The organism is Kitasatospora sp. NPDC001540, from assembly GCF_042894345.1.
GTDB classification, from domain to species: domain Bacteria; phylum Actinomycetota; class Actinomycetes; order Streptomycetales; family Streptomycetaceae; genus Kitasatospora; species Kitasatospora phosalacinea_C.
The window spans coordinates 58,314-80,635 of the sequence record NZ_JBIAVO010000019.1; the positions used below are offsets into that span (position 1 = coordinate 58,314).

Here is a 22,322-nt window from a genome sequence, read left to right on the forward strand (position 1 = left end):
TGAACACATGATGTGTATGGTTGTACACATGCCTCTGCCGTTCGGCCCCGTGCCCGATTCCGACCTGGACGACCTGCGCCGCCGCCTCGCCGCGACCCGGCGCCCGCCGCTGCCCCCGGGCACGGGGTGGGAACGCGGCACGGACCCGGACTTCCTGGCCCGCCTCCTGACCGCCTGGCGCGACCGCTTCGACTGGCGCACCCACGAGGCCCGCATCCTCGCCCTGTCCTGGGAGAGCGTCGACCCCGGCACCGGCCCGCTGCGCCTGGTGCACCGGCGCGCCGCCCCGGACGCCCCCGCGGTGGTCCTGCTGCACGGCTGGCCCGACTCGGTGCTCCGGTTCGAACGGGTGCTCCCCCTGCTCGACGACCTGAACGTGCTCGTCCCCGCCCTCCCCGGCTTCCCGTTCTCGGCCGGACCGCCGCGGCCCGGCACGACGGCCGCCGCGACGGCCGCCGCGGTGGCCGCCGCCGTCCACCGGCTCGGCTACCGGCGGTACGTCGTCTCCGGCGGCGACCTCGGCGCGGACGTCGCCGAGCACCTCGCCGCGGCGCACCCCGACCGCGTCGCGGCCCTGCACCTGACGAACGTCTCGCCGCTGCACGCGGCCTTCGCCGACCGCTCGGCCCTGGGCCCGGAGGAACGCGCGTACCTCGACGCCGCGGCCGCCTGGCAGCGCACCGAGGGCGGGTACATCGCGCAGCAGTCCACCCGCCCGCACACCCTCGCGCCCGCCCTCGCCGACTCGCCGGCCGGCCTCGCCTCCTGGATCGTCGAGAAGCTGCACGGCTGGTCGCACACCCCGTTCGCGGAGGAGGACCTGCTCACCTGGATCAGCGCCTACTGGTTCACCGGCACGATCGGCACCTCGTTCGCGCCCTACGCCGAGTTCGCGCCGCCCGTCCCGTACGTGCCGACCCCGACCGTCCTCAGCGCCTTCGCCCACGACACCAAGCCCGCCCCCCGGAGCTTCGCCGCCCGGTACGTCAACGTCCAGGAGTTCGTCGAGCACCGGGACGGCGGCCACTTCGCGGCCTGGGAGCAGCCGCTCGCCTACGCCCGGGACCTCCGCCGCGCCGTCGCCCTCGCGGAGCGCGGGGGCCCGCGGCCGGTCAGGGGCTCCGGCGCAGCACCAGCGTGACGAAGCCGAAGCCGTCCCGGTAGCCGCCCAGCCACTCCTCGCGGTGCTCGGCCGCCGTCCGCAGGGCCTGTTCGCGGTCGGGGCCCGGGGGCCGGTCCAGGGCCCAGTCGGTGAGGGAGCCGGTCCAGGCCCACTCGTAGGCGTCGAGTTCGGCCCGGGCCGAGGTGTGCCCGGCGACCGGCAGCCAGCCGGCTTCCCGGATCGCGGCGACCGTCCCGGCCAGGTCGCGGACCTCCTCCCCGAACAACTCCCTCGCCAGCTCCGTCGGTTCGCCCTCCCAGTAGGACTCGCCGAGCAGCACCGCACCGCCCGGCGCCAGCAGCGGGCCGATCGCGTCGAGCGCCGGGCCGAGCCCGCCGAAGGCGTACGCCGCCCCCACGCACAGCACCGCGTCGAAGGGCTCGGACGCGGTGAACTCCCGTGCGTCGCGGTGGTGCAGGCCGAGCCGCCGCTCGACGCCGAGCCGCCGGGCGGTCTCCAGGGCGGTGCGCAGCGCACCCGGGTCGGTGTCCACGCCGACCGCCCGCAGCGCCGGGTGCGCCGCCAACGCCCGTACCAGCCAAGGGGCTTCGCCGCAGCCCAGGTCGAGCAGCCGCCCGTCCGACCGGCCGCGCAGCAGGCGTTCCAGCAGGTCCCGCACCGAATCGTCGGAGAGCGGGGCGGCGATCGGGTGGTCGCGGTGCGCGATCCGCGAGATCTCGTGTCGTTCCATCACCGGGTCCTGCCCGCCCCGGCCCGGGCCTATTCGGCGCGCTGCGGCCGCGGGTAGGTGCGGCCCTTCCAGGCGGCGCCGCGCCCGCGCCAGTGCTGGACGGCGGAGTCCACGGTCATCAGCAGGTAGAGCAGCGCGGTGAACGGCAGCAGCGGGGCCGCCGCCACGGGCTGCCCGTAGTAGCGCAGCATCGGGGCGTACGTCCCGGCCATCACCGCCCACGCCGCCAGCCCCGCCCCGGCGGTCCACCACGCCCCGGCCGCGGCCCCGACCAGCGCGGCCACCGGCGGCGCCAGGTAGACCAGCGCCAGACCCGCCACCGTCCCGGCCAACAGCAGCGGCGAGTAACGGAGTTGGGCGTACGCGCTGCGCGAGACCATCCGCCACAGCGGGCCGAGGCCGGGGTAGGGGCGGACGGAGTCGACCAGGTCCGCGAGGCCGAGCCAGGTCCGGCCGCCGGTGCGCTTGACCGCCCGGGCCAGCGACACGTCGTCGATGACCGCGCCGCGGATCGCCGCGACCCCGCCCGCCCGCTCCAGCGCGGAGCGCCGCACCAGCGAGCAGCCGCCGGCCGCGGCGGCCGTCCGGGAGCGGGGGCGGTTGGAGCGGCGGAAGGGGTACAACTGGGCGAAGAAGTACACGAACGCGGGGACGATCAGCCTCTCCCAGCGGGTGGCGACCCGCAGCCGGGCCATCTGCGAGACCAGGTCCAGCCCGGCCCCCTCACCCGCCGCGACCAGCGCCCGCAGCGAGCCCGGCCGGTGCGCGATGTCGGCGTCCGTCAGCAGCAGCCACTCGGCGTCCGCCGCCTGCCCGACCCCGTGCCGCAGCGCCCACAGCTTGCCGGTCCACCCCGCGGGCAGCGGCGGGGGAGTGGTGACCGCCAGCTCCAGCCCGCCGACGCGCCGCGCCAGCTCCCGGGCGAGCTCGCCGGTGCCGTCGGTGCTGTGGTCGTCCACCAGCACCACCCGGGCCCGCCCCGGGTACTCCTGGGCGAGCAGGCTCGGCAGCGACACCGGCAGCACCCCCGCCTCGTCCCGGGCCGGCACCAGCACCACCACGGAGGGCCACTTCCCGGGCTCGCCGCCCCCGCGCGGCAACCGCTGGTCGGTGCGCCAGAACCCGCCGTGGCCCAGCGCCAGCCACGCCCACACCAGCAACGCCACCACCGAGACCCACCACAGGACCGTCACCCGGGCAGTCTGCCCGATCCGCCCCGCCCCCACCCCGAGGCACGACGGCCCGCGGCGGGTCAGGGCTCGGGCGGGCTCCGGCGGCAGCGCGGCCGGGGGCAGCGGGACGCCCGCCTCGGCGGCGAGCCGGGCCAGTTCGGCGCCGAAGCGGGCCGCGGAGGCGTCCCGTCCGGCCCGGGTCTCGGGCGGGGGAGGACCACGGCGCGCAGTGCGGGCCGCCGGGGCCCGCCGCCGGGGTCAGACCCGGGCGGCGGCCGTCAGCAGGGCGCCCTGCGGGTAGGCGAGCGCCTCGGCCTGCAGGGCCGCGGGGCGGCCCGAGTGCAGCACGGTCAGGGTGCCGCCGCCGGGGGGCGTGCCGGGGTCGAGGCGGCGCAGGGTCTGGGCGGCGATCGCGTCGGCCGAGGCGTGCAGCCGGACCGGGCCGGCGAGGGCGGCGGCGATCCGGTCGTCGATCAGCTCGTAGTGGGTGCAGCCCAGCACCACGTCGGTGGTCCCGGCGGGGGTGCGGGCGGCGGCCGAGGCGACGGCGGCGGCGATCGCGGCCTCGTCGGCCCGTTCCACGGCCTCGGCCATCCCCGGGCAGGCCACCTCGTGGACCTCCGCGGCCCCGCCGAACTCGGCGATCAGCCCGCGCTGGTACGCGCTGCCGGTGGTCCGCGAGGTCGCCCAGATCGCCACCACCCCGCCGGCCGCCGCGGCCGGCTTGATCGCGGGCACCGTCCCGATCACCGGCAGCCCGGGCTCGAACTCGGCCCGCAGCCGGGCCAGCGCGTGCACCGTGGCCGTGTTGCAGGCCACCACCAGCGCCTCCGGCCCGTGCTCCACCGCGGCCCGGGCGCAGGCGAGGGCGTGCGCGGTGATGTCCTCCGGCGTCCGCGGCCCCCAGGGCATGCCGTCGGGGTCGCAGGAGACCACCAGGTCCGCGTCGGGCCGGGCCCGACGGATCGCGGCGGCGGCGGCGAGCAGTCCGATTCCGGAGTCCACGAGGGCGATCTTCACGAGCACCGACTCTACCCCGTGCCCTCCGGACGGGCCGTGGGCCGGGGGCCCCCGGCCTGCTCCGTCCGACTGACGGTACGACCACCGTGCGGACGGGTTCCCGCCCCCCGGCGGCGCGCCCGCCCAGGGTGGGGTCCCATGGGACAGCTGACAGCATCGAACGAGCGGGTGCCGACCGACGACAAGGTGTCGGGAACGGCCTACACCAACCTGGTGGTCGCCACCGTCGGGTTCACGCTCACCTTCTGGGCGTGGAACCTGATCGCCCCGCTGGCGGGCGAGTTCGACAAGACCCTGCACATGTCGTCCTTCGCCCAGTCCTTCCTGGTCGCGGTGCCGGTGATCGTCGGCTCGCTGGGCCGCGTCCCGGTCGGCGCGCTGACCGACCGCTTCGGGGCGCGGCTGATGTTCCCGCTGATGTCGGCGCTGACCATCGTCCCGGTGCTGCTGCTGATCCCGGCCCGCAACTCGTACGGGGCGCTGCTGGCGGTCGGGTTCCTCCTCGGGCTGGGCGGCACCACCTTCGCGATCGGCGTGCCGCTGGTGAACTCCTGGTTCCCGCCGCGCAAGCGCGGCCTGGGCGTCGGCGTGTTCGGCATGGGCATGGGCGGCGTCGCGCTGTCCGGCTACTTCACGCCGCGGCTGTGGAAGCACGGCCACGACCTGCCGTTCTGGGTGATGGCGATCGCCCTGGCCGCGTACACCGCGGTCTCCTTCCTGCTGCTGCGCGACCGCCCCGACCGGGTGGTCCCGACCGCCTCGCTGGCCTCCCGGCTCGGCCGGGCCGGGCGGCTGCGCGTGACGTGGGAGCTGTCGGCGCTGTACGCGATCGGGTTCGGCGGCATCGTCGCGTTCGGCGTCTACCTGCCGACGTACCTGAAGACCTGGTACGACCTGTCGGCGACCGACGCGGGCACCAAGGCCGCCGGGTTCGCGCTGGTCACGGTCGTCTTCCGGCCGTTCGGCGGCTGGCTGTCGGACCGGGTCCACCCGGCCGTGGTGACCTGCTGGGCGCTGGCGGTCACCGCGCTGTTCGCGGTCGTCCAGGCCTTCGACCCGGACCTCAGCCCGATCGGCACGATCGCCTTCCTGGTGATGGCGGCCGGTCTCGGCACCACCAGCGGCTCGGTGTTCGCCCTGGTCGCCCAGGTCACGCCGGTCACCCAGGTCGGCTCGGTGACCGGCATCGTCGGCGCGATCGGCGGCCTGGGCGGCTTCGTCCCGCCGCTGGTGATGGGCGCGATCTACAGCGCCAAGGACAGCTACTCGATCGGGTTCATGCTGCTCTCCGACCTGGCCCTGGCCGGCGCCGTCTACGCGATCGGCCGGATGCGCGGCATCCGCCCCGCCTCCGACTGACCGCGGCGCTACGCCTGCGCCCCCAGCAGCCGCTGCACCGCCGGCTCCAGGCCGGACAGGATGGTGTCGAAGCGCCGCGTCGAGGTGGTCGAGTCGACCTGCAGGCGGCTGATCCGCAGCGGGTGGGCGGGCAGCCGCGGGCCCAGCCGGTGGTCGGAGAGGAAGCCGAGCCGGTAGCCGAGGCGGCGCAGCACCGCGTCCGCCCGCTCGTCGAAGCCGCCGTCCGGGTAGGCGAACGCGGACGGGGCCTCGCCCAGCCAGCGGGTCAGCGCCCGGTGCGCGCCGGTGATCTCCGCGTGCACGGTCGCCTCGTCGCAGCGCCGCAGCGAGGGGTGCCCCAGGGTGTGGTTGCCGACCGCGACGTCCGCCTCCCGCAGGACGCACAGGTCCTCGGGGCGCAGCTGCTCCTGGGCCGGGGGGCGGCGGTGCGCGGAGACCCGCAGCTCGGCCAGGCTGCGGCGGCGGTCCGGGTCGGGCATCGCCTTGAGCAGGGCCAGCACCCGGCCGGGGTCGGCGCCGCCGGGCAGCATCCTGGCCCGGCCGCCGTGCCGGGCCAGGAACGCGGCCTCGTGCCACCAGAACGGCTTCTCGGTGCCGACCAGCTCGGCGATCACGAACGCGGCCGCCGGGATCCGCCGGGCCACCAGCTCCGGCAGGGCGTGCCGCAGCACGGTGCGGTCCGGGTCGTCGAAGGTCACCAGCACCGAGCGCGGCGGCAGCGGCCGCCCCTGGGCCAGCGCCCGCTCCACGTCCTGCACCGACACCGGGGTGGCCAGTCGTCGCAGCCGGTCCAGCTGGGCGCCGAACGAGGCCGGGTCGGTGATCCCGTGGTACGCCAGCACGGCCAGGCGCTGCGCGGCGCGCGCCCGGAACAGCGGCTGGGCCGGGCTGAAGCGCAGCCAGCTGCCCCGGTCCCGCTCCCGGGCGCGGTGCGGGGCGGCTGCGGTGGACGACGGGACGACGGGCTGGGGCGGGGCGCAGACGGCAGCGGCAGTGGTGGCGTACGACACGGTTCCCCCCTCGGTCGCCGGCAAGCGGCGTGGCGGTACCGTCGGCAGGCGGAGCCCGGCCTCCGACCCCGGGTGCGGCGGCTCCGCACCCGAGTGATCTAGCCCGCGGCGGACACTCCCGATTCCGCTCGTCGGACGGCTCCTGGATCGCTCAATGTAGTGGAGACCCACGACGTCCCGGGATGGTTGTACGCCGGACGGCGAGATTTCGCGGGCGGTCCGGGGACGGTCCGGGAGGGGCCCGGAAAGCCTTGCGCGGGGGCCTGCCGCGAGGCGGCCGGGCGGGTGCGCGGGGGACGGAGGACTGTGGCCCGCTCCCCGGCGCCGGGTTACCGTGGAAGGCATGGCAGACACCCGAAGTGACCGCGCCGCTACCCGCTGGTCCGCCCTGTTCGGCGGCTGCGCGCTGCGCCGCCACCAGTTGCTGCTGGCCCTGGTCGGCCTGCTCTGCGTCGGGGCGGGCATCGCGGTGGCGGTGCTGGTCCCGGAGACCGACGGCCCGGCCTGGGTGATGGCGGTGGCGGGCTGCCTGGCCGCCGGGGTGCTGCTGCTGGTCCGGATCGGCCTCGGCCTGCTCCGCCCGGGCGGCGGCGCCACCCCCTGACGCGGCGGGCGGCCCCGGCCGTCGTCCGGACGCCGCCCCGCTGACCCTCCGCTGACCGGAAACGTCCACCAATGGGACAGGACCGGTCGGACCGGCTGATTTTCGGCCTACCTACGCACTTCTTTCACGTTTCGGGGGCAGCAGCCCCACACTTCCCCCTACTGTGATGCGCATCGCCCGCGGCAGCCGCGGGCCGGGGGAGTCACAGGTCCGGTGCGGGGGCACCGCGAGGGGGATCCATGGCGAGCAACGCCGCCCAGGCCGGGGGCATCCGGTCGAAGGTCAAGCAGCAGCTGGCCCGCGCGGCGGGACGGGTGCCCGGTGAGGGCGCCACCGTCCTCATCTACCACCGGGTCGGCGGCGGCACCGCCGACGAGCTCGACCTCGCCACCGCCGACTTCACCGCCCAGGTCGACCTGCTCGCCGAGCTCCCGCCCGGCCGGGTGGTCCCCCTGGACACCGCCGCCGACCGCCTCGAAGCGGGCCTGCGCACCCCGAGCACCGTCCTCACCTTCGACGACGGCTTCGCCGACACCTACGAGACCGCCTGGCCGCTGCTCAAGGAACGCGGCCTGCCGTTCACGGTCTACCTGGCCAGCGGCCTGGTCGGCGGCCCGATGCGCTGGGAGGGCTCCACCGCCAAGGGCGCCCCCGCCACCGGCCTCAGCTGGGAGCAACTGCGCGAGATGACCGCCTCCGGGCTGTGCACCGTCGCCAACCACACCCGCAGCCACGCCCGCCCCGAACTCCTCACCACCGCCGAGCTCGACGCCTGCGGCGACGACGTCGAGGAGCACCTCGGCACCCGTCCCCGGCACTTCGCCTACACCTGGGGCCGCCCCGTCCCGCACATGGACGCCGCGCTGCGTGCCCGCTTCCGCACCTCCGCCACCGGCCAGGTCGGCCGGAACCTGCCCGGCTACGACCCGGTCCGCTTCCACCGGATCCCCGTCCGGCGCACCGACCCGATCGACTTCTTCCGGGCCAAGCTGTACGGCCGCCTCCTCCCGGAGCGCGCCTACGCCCGGATCGTCGCCACCGCGAAGGCGGTGGGCGCCGGTGCCTGAACAGCCCGCCCTGCCCCTGCGCCTGCGCGGCGAGGGCGGCCGCCCGCTGCGGGTCGCCCACCTCACCACCGTCGACATGTCGCTGCACCTGCTGCTCGCCACCGAACTGACCGTCGACGTCGAGCACGGGCTGCGCACCTACGGCATCAGCGCCCCCGGCCCCTACCTGGAGCGGATCGGGCAACTCGGCGTCCGGCACCGGCCGCTGCCCTCGCTCACCCGCGCCTGGCAGCCGCGCGCCGACCTCGCCGCCGCCCGCGAACTGCTCGCCGCGCTGCGCGAGATCCGGCCCGACGTGCTGCACACCCACAACCCGAAGACCGGCGTCCTGGGACGGATCCTGGGCCGGCTCGCCCGCGTCCCCGTGGTCGTCAACACCTGCCACGGCCTGTGGGCGCAGGCCCACGACCCGCTCGCCAAACGGCTCGCCGTGCTCGGCGCCGAGGCGCTCGCCGCCCGCTTCTCGCACGCCGAGCTCTACCAGAACGCCGAGGACCACGCCACGCTCGCCAAGTGGGGCGTCCCCGCCGGGCGTTCGCGCGTCGTCGGCAACGGCGTCGACCTCGACCGCTTCCCCGCCCCCGGCCCCGCCCGGGACGCCCTGCGCGCCCGACTGCGCACCGAACTCGGCCTCGCCGACGACGAGTTGCTGGTCGGCGGCGTCGGTCGCCGGGTCGCCGAGAAGGGCATCCGCGAGTACGCCGAAGCCGCCCGCGCGCTGGCCGGCAAGGCCCGCTTCGTGTGGATCGGCCCCGACGACCCCGACAAGCCCGACGCCCTGCGCGCCGCCGAGGCCGGACTCGAATTCCTCGGCCCCCGCGACGACATGCCCGCCGTGTACGCCGCCCTCGACGTCTTCGTCCTCCCCTCCTACCGGGAGGGCTTCTCCCGCTCCGGCATGGAGGCCGCCGCCAGCGGCCTGCCCCTGCTGCTCAGCGACATCCGCGGCTGCCGCGAGATCGGCACCCACGACCAGCACCTGCTCCTGGCCCCGGCGGCCGACGCCGCCGCCCTGACCACCGCACTCGACCGGCTCCTCACCGACCCCGAACTACGGATACGCCTGGGCGCGGCGGCCCGCCGCCGCGCCCTCGACCAGTTCGACCAGCGCGCGGTCGCCCGGGTCTCGCTGGAGACCTACGCCGCCGTCGCCCGCCGCCGCGGGCTGCGCTGGACCACCGACTGACCCCACGACCCCTGCGAACGCACCGCAGCACCGCAGCACCGCGCACCACCACCGCACCACCGCGCGCCGAGCAGCCCCGGCACGCCCACGACACCACAACGCACCAACCCAGTTGGGGGAGAAATGAAGCGAGGGGGGGACCTCGCGGTCACCGTGCTGGCCGGGATCATCGCCGTCCCGCTCGGCCTGCTGATCGCCCTCCTGATCCGTGCCACCATGGGCGGACCGGTGATCTTCCGACAGACCCGCTCCGGCCGGCACGGCCAGGAGTTCCGCATCCTCAAGTTCCGCACCATGCGCGACAAGCACTACGAGGACGAGCCCGACGCCCCGCGCATCACCCGCCTCGGCGCGCTGCTGCGCAAGACCAGCCTGGACGAACTCCCGCAGCTGTGGAACGTCGTCCGGGGCGACATGGGCGTCATCGGCCCGCGTCCCACCCTGCCCGAACAGGTCGCCCACTACTCCGACCGCCAGCGCGGCCGCCTCGCCCTGCGCCCCGGCCTCACCGGCTGGGCCCAGGTCCGCGGCCGCAACTCCATCACCTGGCCCGAACGCATCGAACTCGACCTCTGGTACATCGAGCACCGGAGCCTCGCCCTCGACCTGCGCATCCTCGCCCTCACCGCGAAGATGCTGCTCCGCCCCACCGGCATCACCGCCGCCGGCGGCGTCAACCCCGGCTTCCCGGCCCCGGCCGAGGAGCCCGCCCCGGCGACCGCCAGGATCGTGCTGCCCCGCCAGGCCACCGCCACCGCCCCCCGGCTCGCCCGGGAGGAACTGCGCGGCTGACCCGGACGCGAGGACTCGCCACCACCGGGCCGGGCGGCAGCGGGCGACCGCGGCCGCCCGGCCCGGTACCTTGCCGGTGACGGGCCACCAGGACACCCACGAAGGACGAAGGACGGAGAACGGCGCATGGTGTGGATCGCGGGCGCGGGCGGGGTCGGCCGGGAGGCGCTGGACGTGGCGCTCGCCGCGGGCGTGCCGGTGTCCGGCTTCCTGGACGACCGGCTGGCCGGGGGAGAGGTGCGCGGCCTGCCCGTCCGCAAGCCCACCGAACTCCCGCCCGGAGCGCCGTACCTGATCGGCATCGCGGACCCGGCGGTACGGGCCCGGCTGGCCGCACTGCTGGACGCGGCGGGCGGGCACCCCGTCACCCTGGTCCACCCCCGGGCGATCATCGCCCCCGAGACCGAACTCGCCCCCGGCTGCCTGGTGATGGGCGGCGCGCACGTCTCCAGCAGCGTCCGGCTCGGCCCGCACAGCCAGGTCCACTACAACGCCACCGTCGGCCACGACACCCGGCTCGGCGCCCGCGTCACCGTCTACCCGGGCGCGAACGTCTCCGGCGCCGTCCACCTCGACGACGACAGCACCGTCGGCTCCGGCGCCGTCGTCCTCCAGGGCCGCACCGTCGGCCGCGCCGCCTTCGTCGGCGCCGCCGCCACCGTCACCCACGACGTCCCCCCCGCCACCACCGTCATCGGCACCCCCGCCCGCCCCGTGCCCCGCTGAACCCCGGAGGCTACCCGCCGCTCCCGGCGTTCCCGCCGTCCGGCAGGGTGCAGCGCATAGGCTCCGGGGCATGGGAATTCCTGCGTTTCTGACGGAGCTGCGCGAGGTGGTCGGTCACCGGCTGCTGTGGTTGTCCGGAGTGTCGGCGGTGGTGGTGGACGAGGAGGGACGGGTGCTGCTCGGGCGGCGGGCGGACACCGGGCGGTGGGCGTTGATCGGCGGGATCATCGACCCCGGTGAGCAGCCCGCGGACGCCGTGGTGCGCGAGTGCCTGGAGGAGACCGGCGTGACGGTGCTGCCCGAACGGTTGGTCGCGGTGGGCGTCACCCCGGTCATCGAGTACCCGAACGGGGACCGCAGCCAGTACCTCGACCTGGTCTTCCGCTGCCGCCCGCTGTCCGGCGAGGCCCGGGTCAACGACGACGAGTCGCTGGAGGTCGGCTGGTTCCACCCGGACGCGCTGCCCGAGCTGGGCGACCGCGCCCGGGAGCACATCGCCCGCGCACTGGCCGAGAAGGACGAGGCGCACTTCGAGTTGACGGAGCGTTAGCAGGACGGGGCGCGCGCCCGGCGCGCGCCCCCCGCCCACGGGGCTCAGAGCGTCCGGAACCAGTCCGCGGTGCGCCGCAGGCCCTGCTCCAGCGGGACGGGCACGACCTCGGGGAACAGCTCGCGCAGCCTCGCGTTGTCGGCCTGCGAGTCCCGCACGTCCCCCGGCCGCGGGTCGACGTGCTCGGCGGCGACCGGCCCGCCCAGCACCTCGCCCAGCAGGTCGATCAGCTCCAGCAGCGAGGTGCGCGTCCCGAAGGCGAGGTTCACCGGGTCCGCGGAGACGACCCGGCGCAGCACCGCCTCGGCGAGCACCTGGGTGACCGTGCCGACGTAGGTGAAGTCGCGGCTCTGCCGCCCGTCCCCGTGCACCGTCACCGGCCGCCCGGCCAGCGCCGCGTCCAGGAACGCGGGGACCACGGCCGCGTACGCGTGCCCGGCGGCCTGCAGCGGGCCGAAGACGTTGAAGAAGCGCAGCGGCAGCACGCCCAGGCCGTAGCAGTGGTGGTACGCGCCGAGGTAGGCCTCGGTGGCCAGCTTGGAGACCGCGTACGGGCTCATCGGCACCGTGCGCATCGTCTCGCGCTTGGGCAGCTCCCGGTTGGCGCCGTACACCGAGGAGGAGGACGCGGCCGCGACGTACAGGTCGCCCGCGCGGCGGGCCGCCTCCAGGACCTCCAGGGTGCCGGTGGCATTGACCCGGTGGCTGGCCAGCGGGGCGGCGATCGAGCGCGGCACGGACGGCAGCGCCGCCAGGTGCACCACCGCGTCGGCGCCGGTGAACGCGGCGTCCAGCAGGGCCGGGTCGAGGATGCTGCCCTCGAAGAAGGTGACGTCCACCCCCGTCAGGTTGGCCTTGCTGCCGGTGGACAGGTCGTCCACCACCCGGACCTCCGACACCTCCGGGCGGGACGTCAACTCCCTGGCCAGATTGGCCCCGATGAACCCCGCACCGCCGGTGACCACCACGCGCATCGCCGCGCACCGCCCCTCGCTCGGGCCCGGGGACTCCCCCCACCGGGCCGGTGCGGCCGACTCTAGCGGCGGACCGGGGCCCGGCGTACGCGAAACCCGCACAGTCGTGGCCAAACCGACCCATCGGACCCCTCTCGTCCGACGGGCGGAGGAGGGACGGAGGAGGGACGGGGGAGGGACGGGGAGCCGCCGGTCAGTGCTTCGGCCGGCGCGCGGTCTCCTCCGCCGCGTCCAGCACCGCCGCCAGGTCGCCGCCCGCGGTCGCGGTCGCCACCGCGGCCACCGCGCCCTCCACGAACGGGGCGTCGGCGAAGCGGGTCGGGAAGGGCAGGCCGTGCTCGTCCGCGGCGGCCAGCACGGTCAGCACCGTGCGCACCGGCCCGTCCAGGTCGCACAGCACCGCGACGCCGTGGCCCTGGTCGACCCGGCGGGCCGCGGCGGCCACCAGCACCGCGCTGGTGCCCGGCCCGTCCGCGAGCGAGCCGCCCGCCGTCGCGACCGGAGCCGGATCGTCCGCCTCCACCACCGCCAGCGCCAGCGCCCGCACCGCGTCCGCCAGTTCCTGGCTGTGCGACACCAGCACCAGCCCCACCCGCCCGTGCCCGGCCGGCCGCGAGGGCCGCGGCACGGACGGCACCGGCGCGGTCACCGTCCCCCGCGCGGCCCCCACCGGCGGGGCCGAGGGCGCGGTGGTGATCGGGATGACGTCGGCGCGGCTGCCGTCCCGTTGGTCCATCGGCTGCTCCCGGGTGCGTGGCTGACTGCTCGTCACCCCATCCTCGCCCCGGCCGGGCCCCGGAGCGGTGCCATTAGCACAGGTGTCGCCGCCGGAGGGCCGGATCGGCCCAGTCGTGCCGTCGGGCGGGCGTGCCGGGGCGATCCGCCGGAACGGGCGGGGGCGGGTGGCTAGGGTGGTGGCTCGACCAGAGGAACGGTTCCCAGCGGGAGGGTGTGCGGATGACGCCGGCAGAGGCGGCCCGGGCGGCGGACGAGCGGCGCAAGATCGAGCTGGACGTGAGCGGGGCACAGTGGCAGTACGCGCCCGGCGAGGAGGAGGGCGTGCAGATCGCCTTCGTCGACGGGTACATCGCGATGCGCAACGGCGCGGAGCCCGACGGCCCGGCGCTGATCTTCACCCCGGCCGAGTGGCGGGCCTTCGTCTTGGGCGCCCGGGACGGCGAGTTCGACCTGGAGAGCCAGGGGAGCCAGGACGGCCAGGGGCGGTAGGGCCCGCGCGGACGGCGGCGGAACCGGCCGGTCCGCGGCCGGGCCGAGCCGGTCCGGTTCGCCCCGCGTTCACCGCCCCGCAACGGGCCGGACCGGCGCCCGCGCGGCACGGCGGGCCCTGGTCGGGCCCGCGCGCAGGTGACGAGTGGGCATACGCCGAGGTTACAAAAGAGTTCTGATGGACCGAATCTTGTTGACTGTTCGACAAGCCTGCCAGCACAGTAAGAGCAGGCAGACGCCGTGCCTACCGCCCCCACGCGGTATAGGCACGGCGCCCGCTTCTGCTGCCCGTCAACGGCGCCGATGACGGGCTTCCCGACCCCGGCCGCACGGAGTGCGGCTGCCGTCGCAACGGGAGTGGCCTCCCCGGGAAGAGCGACTCCCCGGGTGGGCCGGACCCGGATTCCGCACGCCCCCACGCGGCGGTGATCCGGGCAAGGTTCGCGGACGCGACGGCACGGGGCCCCCGCGAACCTGGCTCTGGGTGTTATGTGGTTCGTGTCATGTGGTTCTCGGTGGTGCGGACGACACCGATCCGATGGTGCGTCGACCGCCCGGAGCCGACCGGAATCACCCGCAGGCTCCAGGAACAGTCTAAGGACCATTGAATCAGCAAATGGTGCTCGGAGTTCACACGACCGCGTGCGCAGTGAGGGAATGCGCGCAAGGCACGCTGCGACAACCCGCCCCCTGTGGATCTCGCCCCGGAGCGGCCGTCGTGCTGAACCGAACGTAGCCCGGACGGTTGCTCAGAGTCAACATTGGTCCCTGAGCGTAGATCTCGGCCTGATCGCGGACCCGCTCACCGGCCCCCGCCCACCGGGCACGTACGATGGGCCCATGTCATTTCTCCGCCGACGCTCCGGACAGCCCGCGGGCCCGGACTTCGACGTACTGGCCATGGATCCGGGCGACTGGCCCGGCGACTTCGGTGCCATGATCCTGGCCGGTCAGGACGGGTCCTGCCAAGGCATTTTCCTGCGCTACGACCTGCTCGGCGGCCGCGGGCCGGCCATGCTGATCGGCAACGTCCCGCAGGAGTCCCCCGTCCGCGAGAGCGAGGACGGCGTGCCGCTGGAAGCCCGCGAACTGCTCGCCTCGCTGGAGAACGAGGAGGAGGTCGAGTTCGTCTCGGCCGAGGACTTCCCGGTCATGCTCGGCGACGACCTGCTGATCGTCCGCAAGGTCAAGGTCACCGAGGAGCGGCTCTACTGCTCCCAGTTCGGCCGCAGCGACGGCGTCCAGGTCACCATCGCCTCCTGGGACCGGCCGATTTCGGACGATCTCTACCAGCTCCTCAAGCCGCTTCCGGCGGAGATGTTCCAGCAGGGCTAGCGAGATGCCCCGGCCGCTGCTGCTCACCCGACGCCTGCACGTGGACCTCCGGCGCACCGCCGGCGCGGCCTGTCCGGCTCCCTGACGACCCCCCAAGTCAAGGACGCCCGACCCCACCCACGCCGCCCGGCCCGGAGGCCACCGCCATGACCCGCACCGCAGCGCAGCCGACCGTCCCCACCCCCGCGACCACCACCGACCCCGCCGACGGAGGCGCCGTCGAGCGCGCGCTCGCCCGGCTGCCCCGGGTGGTCGACCTGCTCGCGGCCCGCGCCGCCGAGCACGACCGCGACGGCACCTTCCCCTACCAGGGCGTCGAGACCGTCCACGAGGCCGGACTGCTCACCCTCACCGTCGGCCGCCGCCACGGTGGGCCGGGCGCCGGACTCGCCGACACCGTCCGGGTGCTGGCCCGGCTCGGCCGCGGCGACGCCTCCGTCGCCCTGCTCACCGCGCACACCCTGCTGCACCACGCCGAACAGTCCCGCACCGCGCCCTGGCCCGCCGCGCTGTACCGGCGGCTGCTCACCGAGTCCCGCCGCGGCCCCGCCCTGGTCGGCACCCTGCGCGCCCCGGCCGGGCGGCCCCCCGCCGTCACCGCCCACTGGCACGGCAACGCCTGGCGGCTCGACGGCCGCGCCCCGCACTGCCCCGGCGCCGAGGCGCTGGCCTGGCTGGTCGTCGAGGCCCGCACCGCCGAGGCGCAGCCCCGCACCGGACTGTTCCTGGTCCGCGCCGACAGCCCCGGACTGGAGATCGACCCCGCCGCCGACCAGCTCGGCCTGCGCGCCGCCGCCGGACACGACGTCCTGCTGGAGGACGCCCGGATCGGCACCGACGCCGCCCTGCTGCCCCGCGGCGCGGCCCTCGCCCCCGACCCGGTCGCCGCGGCCTGGCACCAACTCGCCCTCGCCGCCGTCCTGCTGGGCACCGCCCGGGCCGCCCTCGACTGGTCCGCCGGACGGCTGCGCGGCGCCGCCGCCACCCACCGCCGCCCGCTCGGCGAACTCGCCGCCGCGCTCACCGGCGCCGAGGAACTCGTCCACGGCCTCGCGGCCCGCACCGACGCCGACCCGGCCGCCGCCACCCGGGCCCCCGCCGTCCAGCTGCTCGCCGCCCGCACCGCGGGCGACACCGTGCAGCGGGCCCTCACCCTCACCGGCAGCACCGGCCTCGACCGGCGCCACCCGCTGGAGCGCCACCTGCGCGACACCCTCAGCCTGCGCACCCAACTGCCCGCCGAGGACGCCGTGCTGGACGCCCTCGGCGAAGCCCTGCTGGACGGCTGAGACCCGGCGGGCGCCGACGACTCAGCGGGTGCCGACCGCCGCGCGGACCGCGCGGCGGGCCAGCGCCGCGTCGTCGTACAGCCGGCGGATCATGATCCGCTGCTCCTCGCCCGCGCCCGGGACGTCGTGCAGCCGCAGCTCCCGCATCAGCACCAGCACCAGGTTCACCAGGAACGCGTCCCGGGCCAGCGTGCCGCCGGACTGGGCGAGTTGGCTGATCTGGCGGCGGGCCGCGGTGTCGCCCGACAGCACGCTCCACAGCACCGCCAGGTCGTAGCCCGGCAGGTACCAGCCCGCCTGCTCCCAGTCCAGCAGGACCGGGCCGGACGGGGCCAGCAGCACGTTGCCCAGCAACGCGTCGCCGTGGTTGAGCTGCCACGTCACCGAGGACAGGCCGTGCAGCAGGCCGCGCAGGTCGCCCGCGTCCCGGTCGGTCAGCAGGCCCAGCGAGTGGAACCGGGCGATCTCGGTCTGGTAGTCCATCGGCTTGCCGAACACGTCCGTCGGCGGGCGCCACAGGTTCAGCGTGCGCACCGCGCCCAGCACCGCGCGCACCTCGCCCGGCGTCGGGGCGTTCACCGGGTGCCGCTCGCGGGCCGCCGGACGGCCCGGCACCCGCTCCAGCACCAGCACGCAGCGGTCGTGGTCGGCCGCCACCAGCCGGGGCAGCCGCACCGGCGGACGGTGCCGCACGAACGCCCGGTACACCGCCACCTCGTGGTGGAAGCGCTCGATCAGCTGCTCCGCCCGCTCCCCGCGCAGCGCCGCCGGCGCCAGGCACTTCGCCACCACCGGGGCCCGGCCGATGGTGCCCGCGATCAGGATGTGCCGGCTGCCCTCGCGCAGCACCTGGCGCGGCAGGAACGCCGGACATATCCGCGCGACGTTGGCGAGCACCGCCCGCACCGCCGGGGTCTGCAGCGCGGCCGGGTCCACCCGGTCCACGAACGCCTCCGGGGCCCGGACCGCGCCGGGACGGCCCAGCCGCCCGGCCTGGTCGACCAGCGGCCGGGTCACCAGGGTGGTGCGCCCGCGCGGGTCGCGCAGCTCGGCGCCGCGCGGCGCGGGACGGCCCGCACCGGCGGTCGGGGGGCGCAGGGGGGAGCGTGACTGGCGTACGGTCGCGGCGTCCGCCCCGGTCGGGGACGACGAACGGGTACCGGTGCTGGGTGTGGAGTACATGGGCTGGTGAGGGTCCTTCCTTGACCGGCGGCACAGCGGAAAGCAGGTGGTGCTGGGAGACGCGCGGGCCCGGGTCCTTGCCGGGCCGGGCCGCCGGGTGGGGCGCGGGCGCCGGGCACGGCCGACGGTGCGCCGGACCGCCCGCACCCTGGGGAGTGCGACCGCTCCGACCTCCACCGCGCCCTGCCCGGCGCCCCCGCGCCACCCGGTCGCGCCACCCCCCGGAACGCCGCTCCCGGACGGCCGCCTGACGTACCGTCGGAGTGGAGTCCGAGCCGGTCGGGGGCCGTTCCGGTGCGAAGCCGGGGTGGCGCATACCTACCTGACACCCGGACGGCACTGGCACACCACGTAGCGCACCCTGGCGAACCCTGGCGAATGGTCGCCTGGCATGTGACAGAGCCACTAGGGTCGGTGACCAGCCGAGGATCCTGGGGGCTTCAGTTGAGCAAGGGGCCGAACACCAGACTGGCCGACCACTTCGCCCTGACCGGATGGTCCAAGGGCGAGCTGGCCCGGCTGGTCAACCGGCGGGGTGCCGCGATGGGCGAGCAGCAGTTGTCCACCGACACCTCCCGGGTCCGGCGCTGGATCGAGCAGGGAGAGATCCCGCGCGACCCGGTGCCGAGGGTGCTGGCCGCCGTGTTCACGGAGCGGCTCGGCCGTGTCGTCACCACCGAGGACCTAGGTCTCGAACGACACCGGCCCACCAGGTCCGGCAGCAGCGCAGCACCGCCGAAGGAGCCCTGGGCACCGGATCGGACGGCCGCGGTCCTCACCGAGTTCACGGGAATGGACCTCATGCTGAACAGACGCGGACTGGTCGGCGCCTCCGCCGCCCTCGCGGCGGGCGCGGTCATCGCCGACAACCTGCACGACTGGCTGACCGGCGGCGCCGTCGCGGAGGCGGCCGCCCGTCCCGGCCCCCGCCACGTCCCCACCCGGGGCGGGCCCCGGCCCGTCCTCGACGTCTACGAACCCGGCCCGGTCGGCAACGAGGAGGTCGCCGCCCTGGAACGCGCCGTCGAGGTGTTCCGGGCCTGGGACGCCTCGCGCGGCGGCGGGCTCCAGCGCAAGGCCGTGGTCGGCCAGCTCAACGAGGTCGGCGGCCTGCTCACCCACGGCCACCCGCCCGCGCTGGAGCGCAGGCTCTGGACGGTCGCCGCCAACCTCGCCGTGCTGGCCGGCTGGATGTCCCACGACGTCGGCCTCGAACCCACCGCCCAGCGCTACTTCGTGATCGCCGCGCAGGCCGCCCGGGAGGCCGGCGACCGCCCCCGGGCCGGGGAGGCGATCTCCCGGGCCGCCCGCCAGATGCTCCACCTCGGCCGGGCCGACGACGCCCTCGAACTCATGCAGCTCGCCAACGCCAGCGCCGGGCCGAAGGACGGCACCCAGCCGCGCACCCGGGCCATGCTGCACACCGTCGAAGCCTGGGCGCAGGCCTCGCTCGGCCGCTCCGAGGCCACCCGCCGGGTGCTCGGCGAGGCCGAGGAGCTCTTCGTCCAGGACGCCGCCGAACCCGCCCCCAGCTGGATGCAGCTGTTCAACGAGGCCGAACTGCACGGCATGCAGGCCCTGGTCTACCGCACCCTCGCCGAGCACGACCCCGGCGCCGTCCCGCTCGCCCTCCGGCACGCCCAGACCGCGATCCGGCTGCGCCAGGCCACCGGCCGGGAGCGCTCCGCGCTGCTCGACCGGATCAACCTGGCCTCCATCCACTGGATCTCCGGCGAACCCGACGAGGCCCAGGTGCAGGCCAAGCTCGCCCTCGCCTCGATCAACGACACCTCCTCCAAGCGCACCTGGGACCGGCTGCGCGAGATGTACCGCCTCTCCACCCGCTACCAGGGGCTGCCCGCGGTGGCCGAGCTCCGGGAGCAGATCCACGCGGCCCTCCCCGCGCCGCGGGGCCCCCGGACGGTCTGACGGCCCGTCGGCCCGGAGCCCTTTCCCGGCTGCGGGCCGATCCGATTCGTGCCCGAACGCACGTCCCATTGCGGAAGGGGTCGATCCGGTACGGACGGACCCGGTTCGTCGCGGTCACGCAGGGGAAATCCGTTGCCCTGTGTGCGGATCGGCCACCCAGGCGGTAACCTTCGGTGATTCCGGCGCCCGGGCGCCTGAGCTGTGCCAACCGACCCCCGGCGACGGAAATCCCGTTGCCACGACGACCGCCGCAACGGATGCTGACCTCATGTTCGAGCCAGTGATAGCGCCCAGCGCCAGCCTCCTCGGCCTCCTGCAGAGAGGCCGCGGGGACGGGCAGCTGCATGCGTTGGCCGCAGACCGCGACGAGGCGATCGCCGCCGTCGAGACCTGCGTCACCAACGACCCCCGCGCCGACTGGCAGGTCGAGAACCGCTCCCTCTACTACGCACGCCTCTACATGGAGCTCGAAGCCCCCCTCACCGGCATCGAGCTCCACCTGAACTCGCCCGAGGACAGCCTCGACACCGACGAGGCCCGCACCGGCCTCGCCCTCGCCGTCCTGGGCCACCTGGCCGGCTACGGCCGTCGCGACGCCCTCGACCTGCTGCGCGCCTACACCACCACCGGAACCAACTGGGCCTGGGCCCTCGACGAGCTCGCCCTGCGCGACACCGACGAGGCCCTGCTCGCCCTCGCCCCCGCCGTCCTCGACCGCTTCCCGGCCGGGCCGGAGGGCGACGCCGAACTGCGCGAAGCCGTCCGCGCCGCGTACGAGCCCCGGGCGTGGCGGCTGTGGGCCGCCCACCACCCGCGGGTCGCCGCCGCCGGCGAGCAGTCGCCGTTCGACCTGTGGCAACGGCAACTGAACCGCCCCGGCGTCACCCCCGGCTGGTCCACCGCCGACGTGCTCGCCTGGGCCGACCAGGGCGACAGCGCCGCACCCGACGCCCTCGCCCGCCGCGCCGCCGCGGCCGCCCGCTGCCTCACCGCCGTGGTCCGCCCCGAGGACGCACCACTGCTGCACGACGCCGCCGCGCACGGACCGGCCGGCGCCCGCTGCGCCGCGCTCCGGCACCTCGTCGAGCAGCGCGACCCGGCCGCCGCCGCCCTGATCGAGACCGCCGCCGCCGACCTGGACCACCGGGTGGTCCGCGCCTCGCTGGAGCTGCTCGGCCGGATGCGAGGTCCCGAGGCGCTCGCGCACGCCCGCCGCTGGGCCGACCCGGCGACCGGCGGCGCGGACAGCGCCCTCGCCCAGGCCGCCGTCCGCCTCCTCGCCGACGCGGGCGAGGCCTGCGACGCCCCGCTGGTCGTCGCCGGACTCCACCAGTGGATCTCGCTGAACGGCGTCACCGGCGCCGCCCTCGGCAGCCTGGTCGACGGCGTCGGCCGCCTGCACGCCACCGGCGCCGTCCCCGCCCTGCGGCACGTCTACGGCGAAGCCGCCTCCTCCGAGCTGCGCGGCCGCGCCGCCCAGGCGCTCGCCGTCACCGACCCCCACTTCGGGGCCGGACCGGCCGTCGAGTGCCTGTGGGACTGCGAGGAGTCCACCCGCGAGCTCGCCGCCACCCACGTCACCACCACCGGCGACGTCCGGGTCCTCGAACGCCTGCGCCGGCTCGCCGCCGACCCGGCCGAGGAGGCCGAGGTGCACGCCGCCGTCCGCGGCCGCCTGACGGCGCGCGACCGGTAGGCCCGTGGCCGATGGCCTGCGGCCGGTGGTCCGCGACCGGTAGGATCGTCGGCCATGCAGCGATCACGAGCGTTCCGCCGGTCCGTCGTACCCGCCGCCCTCGCGCTGGGCCTGGTGCTGGGCGCGGCCGGGGCCGCGGCGGCGCACGTCGAGGTCGACTCCTCGACCGCGCAGGCCCTCGCGGTCGACGCCCAGGTGGCCTTCTCCGCCGAGGGCGAGTCCTCCACGGCGGGCATCGCGGACGTCAAGGTGGTGCTGCCCGGCGGGCTCGCCCCGGCCGACGTCACCCTGGTCAAGGCCCCCGAGGGCTGGGCCCTGACGCCCACCGCCGACGGCTACGCGGTGGCCGGGCCCGCCCTCGCGCCCGGCGCGGCCGCCGAGTGGACGGTCAAGGTCCGGCAGCTGCCGAACACCGACTCGCTGGTCTTCAAGACCCTGGTCGACTACTCCGACGGCCACACCGACCGCTGGATCGAGCTCCCGCAGAACGGCGGCAAGCCGGAGCACCCCGCCCCGACGCTCGCCCTGCGCCCGGCCGCCCCCGGCGCGACCCCGCTCGCGGGGGCCACCCCGTCCGCCGGCGCGTCCGCGCCGGCCTCGGCCCCGGCCTCCGCGTCGGCCTCGGTGGCCGCGAGCGCACCCGCCAGCCCGTCCGCCCCGCCCTCCGTGGCGGCCGCGGCCCCGAAGGACGGCGCGGACGGCACCGGTGACGGCACCAGCACCACCGCGGTCGTGCTCGGCAGCGTCGCGGGCGTCGCCGTCCTCGGCACGCTGGTCGCCCTGGTGCTGCGCCGCCGGAAGTCCCCCTCCGCCTGACCTGTCGGCGGGGGCTGCCAGGATCGCCCTCCATGAGCATCATCGGCAGCTACCTGCGGCTGGCCCCCGTCGAGATCGCCCGGGCCCTCGAAGTGCCCGGCTGGGCCCGGGAGTTCAAGGCCGAGCAGGCCGCGCAGGAACGTCGGCGCGGCCCCGCCGAACTGCGCTTCCACGACACCGGCAAGGCCTGGGCGGGCCTGGCTCACCTGTATGCCCGGCACGGCCTGCCGACCGAGGTGGTCCACGGCGGCGACGCCCTCCCGGGGGACGAGGACTGGGGCTACGGGCCGCCCGCCCTGCTGACCCCGGAGCGGGTCGCCGACGCCGCGCGGGTCCTGGCCGCGGTGCCCTTCGCCGCCCTGGTCGACGGCCTCGACCCCGCCGACCTGGCCGCCGCCGGGGTCTACCCGGTCGGCCTCTGGAGCCGGGACCCGTTCGCCTTCGAGTACCTCGCCGCCCACCACGCCGGCCTGCTGCGCCACCTCACCCGCACCGCCCGCTACCGGCACGGGTCGCTGGTCTGGTACTCCTGACC

The 22,322-nt window shown here is 76.1% G+C and carries 23 protein-coding genes; 16 read left to right on the forward strand and 7 right to left on the reverse strand.

What is annotated here, in order from left to right; genetic code table 11:
• Positions 1–28 precede the first annotated feature (28 nt).
• The gene (locus ACFY00_RS22260) at positions 29–1,141 is read left to right on the forward strand and encodes an epoxide hydrolase family protein (protein ID WP_388033192.1); all 1,113 of its coding nucleotides are present in this window, start codon (positions 29–31) and stop codon (positions 1,139–1,141) included.
• Here the strand turns inward: ACFY00_RS22260 and ACFY00_RS22265 are convergent.
• The 3 genes from ACFY00_RS22265 to ACFY00_RS22275 all read right to left on the reverse strand — a co-directional run bounded on the left by ACFY00_RS22265 (position 1,113) and on the right by ACFY00_RS22275 (position 4,045).
• Positions 1,113–1,853: an SAM-dependent methyltransferase gene (locus ACFY00_RS22265; RefSeq protein WP_388033193.1), complete on the reverse strand. Its 741-nt coding sequence runs from the start codon at positions 1,851–1,853 to the stop codon at positions 1,113–1,115. The two genes, ACFY00_RS22260 and ACFY00_RS22265, sit on opposite strands and share 29 nt — an antisense overlap.
• A 29-nt stretch (positions 1,854–1,882) precedes the next feature.
• Complete coding sequence (locus ACFY00_RS22270; RefSeq protein ID WP_388033194.1) at positions 1,883–3,046, reverse strand: glycosyltransferase; 1,164 nt, start codon at positions 3,044–3,046, stop codon at positions 1,883–1,885.
• A 237-nt stretch (positions 3,047–3,283) separates the two neighbouring features.
• Positions 3,284–4,045 (reverse strand): glutamate racemase, encoded by a 762-nt coding sequence (locus ACFY00_RS22275; protein ID WP_388033195.1) that lies wholly within the window; start codon positions 4,043–4,045, stop codon positions 3,284–3,286.
• Between the two features lie 138 nt (positions 4,046–4,183).
• Here ACFY00_RS22275 and ACFY00_RS22280 point away from each other — a divergent pair, with 138 nt between their 5' ends.
• Complete coding sequence (locus tag ACFY00_RS22280) at positions 4,184–5,404, forward strand: nitrate/nitrite transporter (RefSeq protein ID WP_388033196.1); 1,221 nt, start codon at positions 4,184–4,186, stop codon at positions 5,402–5,404.
• An 8-nt stretch (positions 5,405–5,412) separates the two neighbouring features.
• Here the strand turns inward: ACFY00_RS22280 and ACFY00_RS22285 are convergent, their stop codons facing one another.
• A complete protein-coding gene (locus ACFY00_RS22285) occupies positions 5,413–6,414 on the reverse strand; it encodes a polysaccharide deacetylase family protein (protein ID WP_388033197.1) in 1,002 nt (333 codons plus the stop codon).
• Positions 6,415–6,757: 343 nt separating this feature from the next.
• Here ACFY00_RS22285 and ACFY00_RS22290 point away from each other — a divergent pair, with 343 nt between their 5' ends.
• The 6 genes from ACFY00_RS22290 to ACFY00_RS22315 all read left to right on the forward strand — a co-directional run bounded on the left by ACFY00_RS22290 (position 6,758) and on the right by ACFY00_RS22315 (position 11,339).
• Positions 6,758–7,018, forward strand: coding sequence for a hypothetical protein (locus tag ACFY00_RS22290; protein ID WP_388033198.1), 261 nt, complete (start codon positions 6,758–6,760; stop codon positions 7,016–7,018).
• Positions 7,019–7,257: 239 nt separating this feature from the next.
• Positions 7,258–8,085 (forward strand): polysaccharide deacetylase family protein, encoded by an 828-nt coding sequence (locus ACFY00_RS22295; protein ID WP_388033199.1) that lies wholly within the window; start codon positions 7,258–7,260, stop codon positions 8,083–8,085.
• Positions 8,078–9,271: a glycosyltransferase gene (locus tag ACFY00_RS22300; RefSeq protein ID WP_388033200.1), complete on the forward strand. Its 1,194-nt coding sequence runs from the start codon at positions 8,078–8,080 to the stop codon at positions 9,269–9,271. The genes ACFY00_RS22295 and ACFY00_RS22300 overlap by 8 nt, the downstream gene beginning before the upstream one ends.
• A 123-nt stretch (positions 9,272–9,394) precedes the next feature.
• A complete protein-coding gene (locus ACFY00_RS22305) occupies positions 9,395–10,063 on the forward strand; it encodes a sugar transferase (RefSeq protein WP_388033201.1) in 669 nt (222 codons plus the stop codon).
• Positions 10,064–10,189: 126 nt separating this feature from the next.
• Positions 10,190–10,789 carry a NeuD/PglB/VioB family sugar acetyltransferase gene (locus ACFY00_RS22310; protein WP_388033202.1) on the forward strand — a complete coding sequence of 200 codons (600 nt, stop codon included), beginning with the start codon at positions 10,190–10,192 and terminating at the stop codon, positions 10,787–10,789.
• A 70-nt stretch (positions 10,790–10,859) separates the two neighbouring features.
• A complete protein-coding gene (locus tag ACFY00_RS22315; protein WP_388033203.1) occupies positions 10,860–11,339 on the forward strand; it encodes an NUDIX domain-containing protein in 480 nt (159 codons plus the stop codon).
• 44 nt (positions 11,340–11,383) lie between these two features.
• On the opposite strand, the gene ACFY00_RS22320 is transcribed toward ACFY00_RS22315, so the two are convergent.
• Positions 11,384–12,313 carry an NAD-dependent epimerase/dehydratase family protein gene (locus tag ACFY00_RS22320; RefSeq protein ID WP_388033204.1) on the reverse strand — a complete coding sequence of 310 codons (930 nt, stop codon included), beginning with the start codon at positions 12,311–12,313 and terminating at the stop codon, positions 11,384–11,386.
• A gap of 193 nt (positions 12,314–12,506) precedes the next feature.
• Complete coding sequence (locus ACFY00_RS22325; protein WP_388033205.1) at positions 12,507–13,049, reverse strand: PTS-dependent dihydroxyacetone kinase phosphotransferase subunit DhaM; 543 nt, start codon at positions 13,047–13,049, stop codon at positions 12,507–12,509.
• A 221-nt stretch (positions 13,050–13,270) separates the two neighbouring features.
• Here ACFY00_RS22325 and ACFY00_RS22330 point away from each other — a divergent pair, with 221 nt between their 5' ends.
• The 4 genes from ACFY00_RS22330 (at position 13,271) to ACFY00_RS22345 (ending at position 16,164) form a co-directional block, all read left to right on the forward strand.
• On the forward strand, positions 13,271–13,540 hold the full coding sequence (locus tag ACFY00_RS22330; protein ID WP_388033206.1) for a DUF397 domain-containing protein: 270 nt from the start codon (positions 13,271–13,273) through the stop codon (positions 13,538–13,540).
• A gap of 840 nt (positions 13,541–14,380) precedes the next feature.
• Positions 14,381–14,875, forward strand: coding sequence for a hypothetical protein (locus ACFY00_RS22335; protein WP_388033207.1), 495 nt, complete (start codon positions 14,381–14,383; stop codon positions 14,873–14,875).
• A 4-nt stretch (positions 14,876–14,879) separates the two neighbouring features.
• Complete coding sequence (locus tag ACFY00_RS22340; protein WP_342449664.1) at positions 14,880–14,960, forward strand: putative leader peptide; 81 nt, start codon at positions 14,880–14,882, stop codon at positions 14,958–14,960.
• A gap of 61 nt (positions 14,961–15,021) precedes the next feature.
• Entirely contained in the window at positions 15,022–16,164 is a 1,143-nt protein-coding gene (locus ACFY00_RS22345; protein ID WP_388033208.1) for an acyl-CoA dehydrogenase family protein, read from the forward strand.
• Between the two features lie 21 nt (positions 16,165–16,185).
• Here ACFY00_RS22345 and ACFY00_RS22350 read toward each other — a convergent pair whose 3' ends face one another.
• Complete coding sequence (locus ACFY00_RS22350; protein WP_388033209.1) at positions 16,186–17,346, reverse strand: aminoglycoside phosphotransferase family protein; 1,161 nt, start codon at positions 17,344–17,346, stop codon at positions 16,186–16,188.
• 444 nt (positions 17,347–17,790) lie between these two features.
• Here ACFY00_RS22350 and ACFY00_RS22355 point away from each other — a divergent pair, with 444 nt between their 5' ends.
• The 4 genes from ACFY00_RS22355 to ACFY00_RS22370 all read left to right on the forward strand — a co-directional run bounded on the left by ACFY00_RS22355 (position 17,791) and on the right by ACFY00_RS22370 (position 22,320).
• Positions 17,791–19,275, forward strand: coding sequence for a hypothetical protein (locus tag ACFY00_RS22355; RefSeq protein WP_388033210.1), 1,485 nt, complete (start codon positions 17,791–17,793; stop codon positions 19,273–19,275).
• A 268-nt stretch (positions 19,276–19,543) separates the two neighbouring features.
• Complete coding sequence (locus ACFY00_RS22360) at positions 19,544–20,971, forward strand: HEAT repeat domain-containing protein (protein ID WP_388033211.1); 1,428 nt, start codon at positions 19,544–19,546, stop codon at positions 20,969–20,971.
• Positions 20,972–21,025: 54 nt separating this feature from the next.
• Positions 21,026–21,787, forward strand: coding sequence for a DUF1775 domain-containing protein (locus ACFY00_RS22365; RefSeq protein WP_388033212.1), 762 nt, complete (start codon positions 21,026–21,028; stop codon positions 21,785–21,787).
• Between the two features lie 32 nt (positions 21,788–21,819).
• Positions 21,820–22,320, forward strand: a complete 501-nt coding sequence (locus tag ACFY00_RS22370) for a YfbM family protein (protein ID WP_388033213.1) — start codon at positions 21,820–21,822, stop codon at positions 22,318–22,320.
• Positions 22,321–22,322 lie beyond the last annotated feature (2 nt).

Bases quoted from the DNA above. Each gene is read 5' to 3' on its own strand.
- ACFY00_RS22260 (WP_388033192.1), top strand. From the start codon at position 29: ATGCCTCTGCCGTTCGGCCCCGTGCCCGATTCCGACCTGGACGACCTG.
- ACFY00_RS22265 (WP_388033193.1), bottom strand. From the start codon at position 1,853: ATGGAACGACACGAGATCTCGCGGATCGCGCACCGCGACCACCCGATC.
- ACFY00_RS22280 (WP_388033196.1), top strand. From the start codon at position 4,184: ATGGGACAGCTGACAGCATCGAACGAGCGGGTGCCGACCGACGACAAG.
- ACFY00_RS22290 (WP_388033198.1), top strand. From the start codon at position 6,758: ATGGCAGACACCCGAAGTGACCGCGCCGCTACCCGCTGGTCCGCCCTG.
- ACFY00_RS22295 (WP_388033199.1), top strand. From the start codon at position 7,258: ATGGCGAGCAACGCCGCCCAGGCCGGGGGCATCCGGTCGAAGGTCAAG.
- ACFY00_RS22305 (WP_388033201.1), top strand. From the start codon at position 9,395: ATGAAGCGAGGGGGGGACCTCGCGGTCACCGTGCTGGCCGGGATCATC.
- ACFY00_RS22310 (WP_388033202.1), top strand. From the start codon at position 10,190: ATGGTGTGGATCGCGGGCGCGGGCGGGGTCGGCCGGGAGGCGCTGGAC.
- ACFY00_RS22315 (WP_388033203.1), top strand. From the start codon at position 10,860: ATGGGAATTCCTGCGTTTCTGACGGAGCTGCGCGAGGTGGTCGGTCAC.
- ACFY00_RS22320 (WP_388033204.1), bottom strand. From the start codon at position 12,313: ATGCGCGTGGTGGTCACCGGCGGTGCGGGGTTCATCGGGGCCAATCTG.
- ACFY00_RS22325 (WP_388033205.1), bottom strand. From the start codon at position 13,049: ATGGACCAACGGGACGGCAGCCGCGCCGACGTCATCCCGATCACCACC.
- ACFY00_RS22330 (WP_388033206.1), top strand. From the start codon at position 13,271: ATGACGCCGGCAGAGGCGGCCCGGGCGGCGGACGAGCGGCGCAAGATC.
- ACFY00_RS22335 (WP_388033207.1), top strand. From the start codon at position 14,381: ATGTCATTTCTCCGCCGACGCTCCGGACAGCCCGCGGGCCCGGACTTC.
- ACFY00_RS22340 (WP_342449664.1), top strand. From the start codon at position 14,880: ATGCCCCGGCCGCTGCTGCTCACCCGACGCCTGCACGTGGACCTCCGG.
- ACFY00_RS22345 (WP_388033208.1), top strand. From the start codon at position 15,022: ATGACCCGCACCGCAGCGCAGCCGACCGTCCCCACCCCCGCGACCACC.
- ACFY00_RS22350 (WP_388033209.1), bottom strand. From the start codon at position 17,346: ATGTACTCCACACCCAGCACCGGTACCCGTTCGTCGTCCCCGACCGGG.
- ACFY00_RS22360 (WP_388033211.1), top strand. From the start codon at position 19,544: ATGTTCGAGCCAGTGATAGCGCCCAGCGCCAGCCTCCTCGGCCTCCTG.
- ACFY00_RS22365 (WP_388033212.1), top strand. From the start codon at position 21,026: ATGCAGCGATCACGAGCGTTCCGCCGGTCCGTCGTACCCGCCGCCCTC.
- ACFY00_RS22370 (WP_388033213.1), top strand. From the start codon at position 21,820: ATGAGCATCATCGGCAGCTACCTGCGGCTGGCCCCCGTCGAGATCGCC.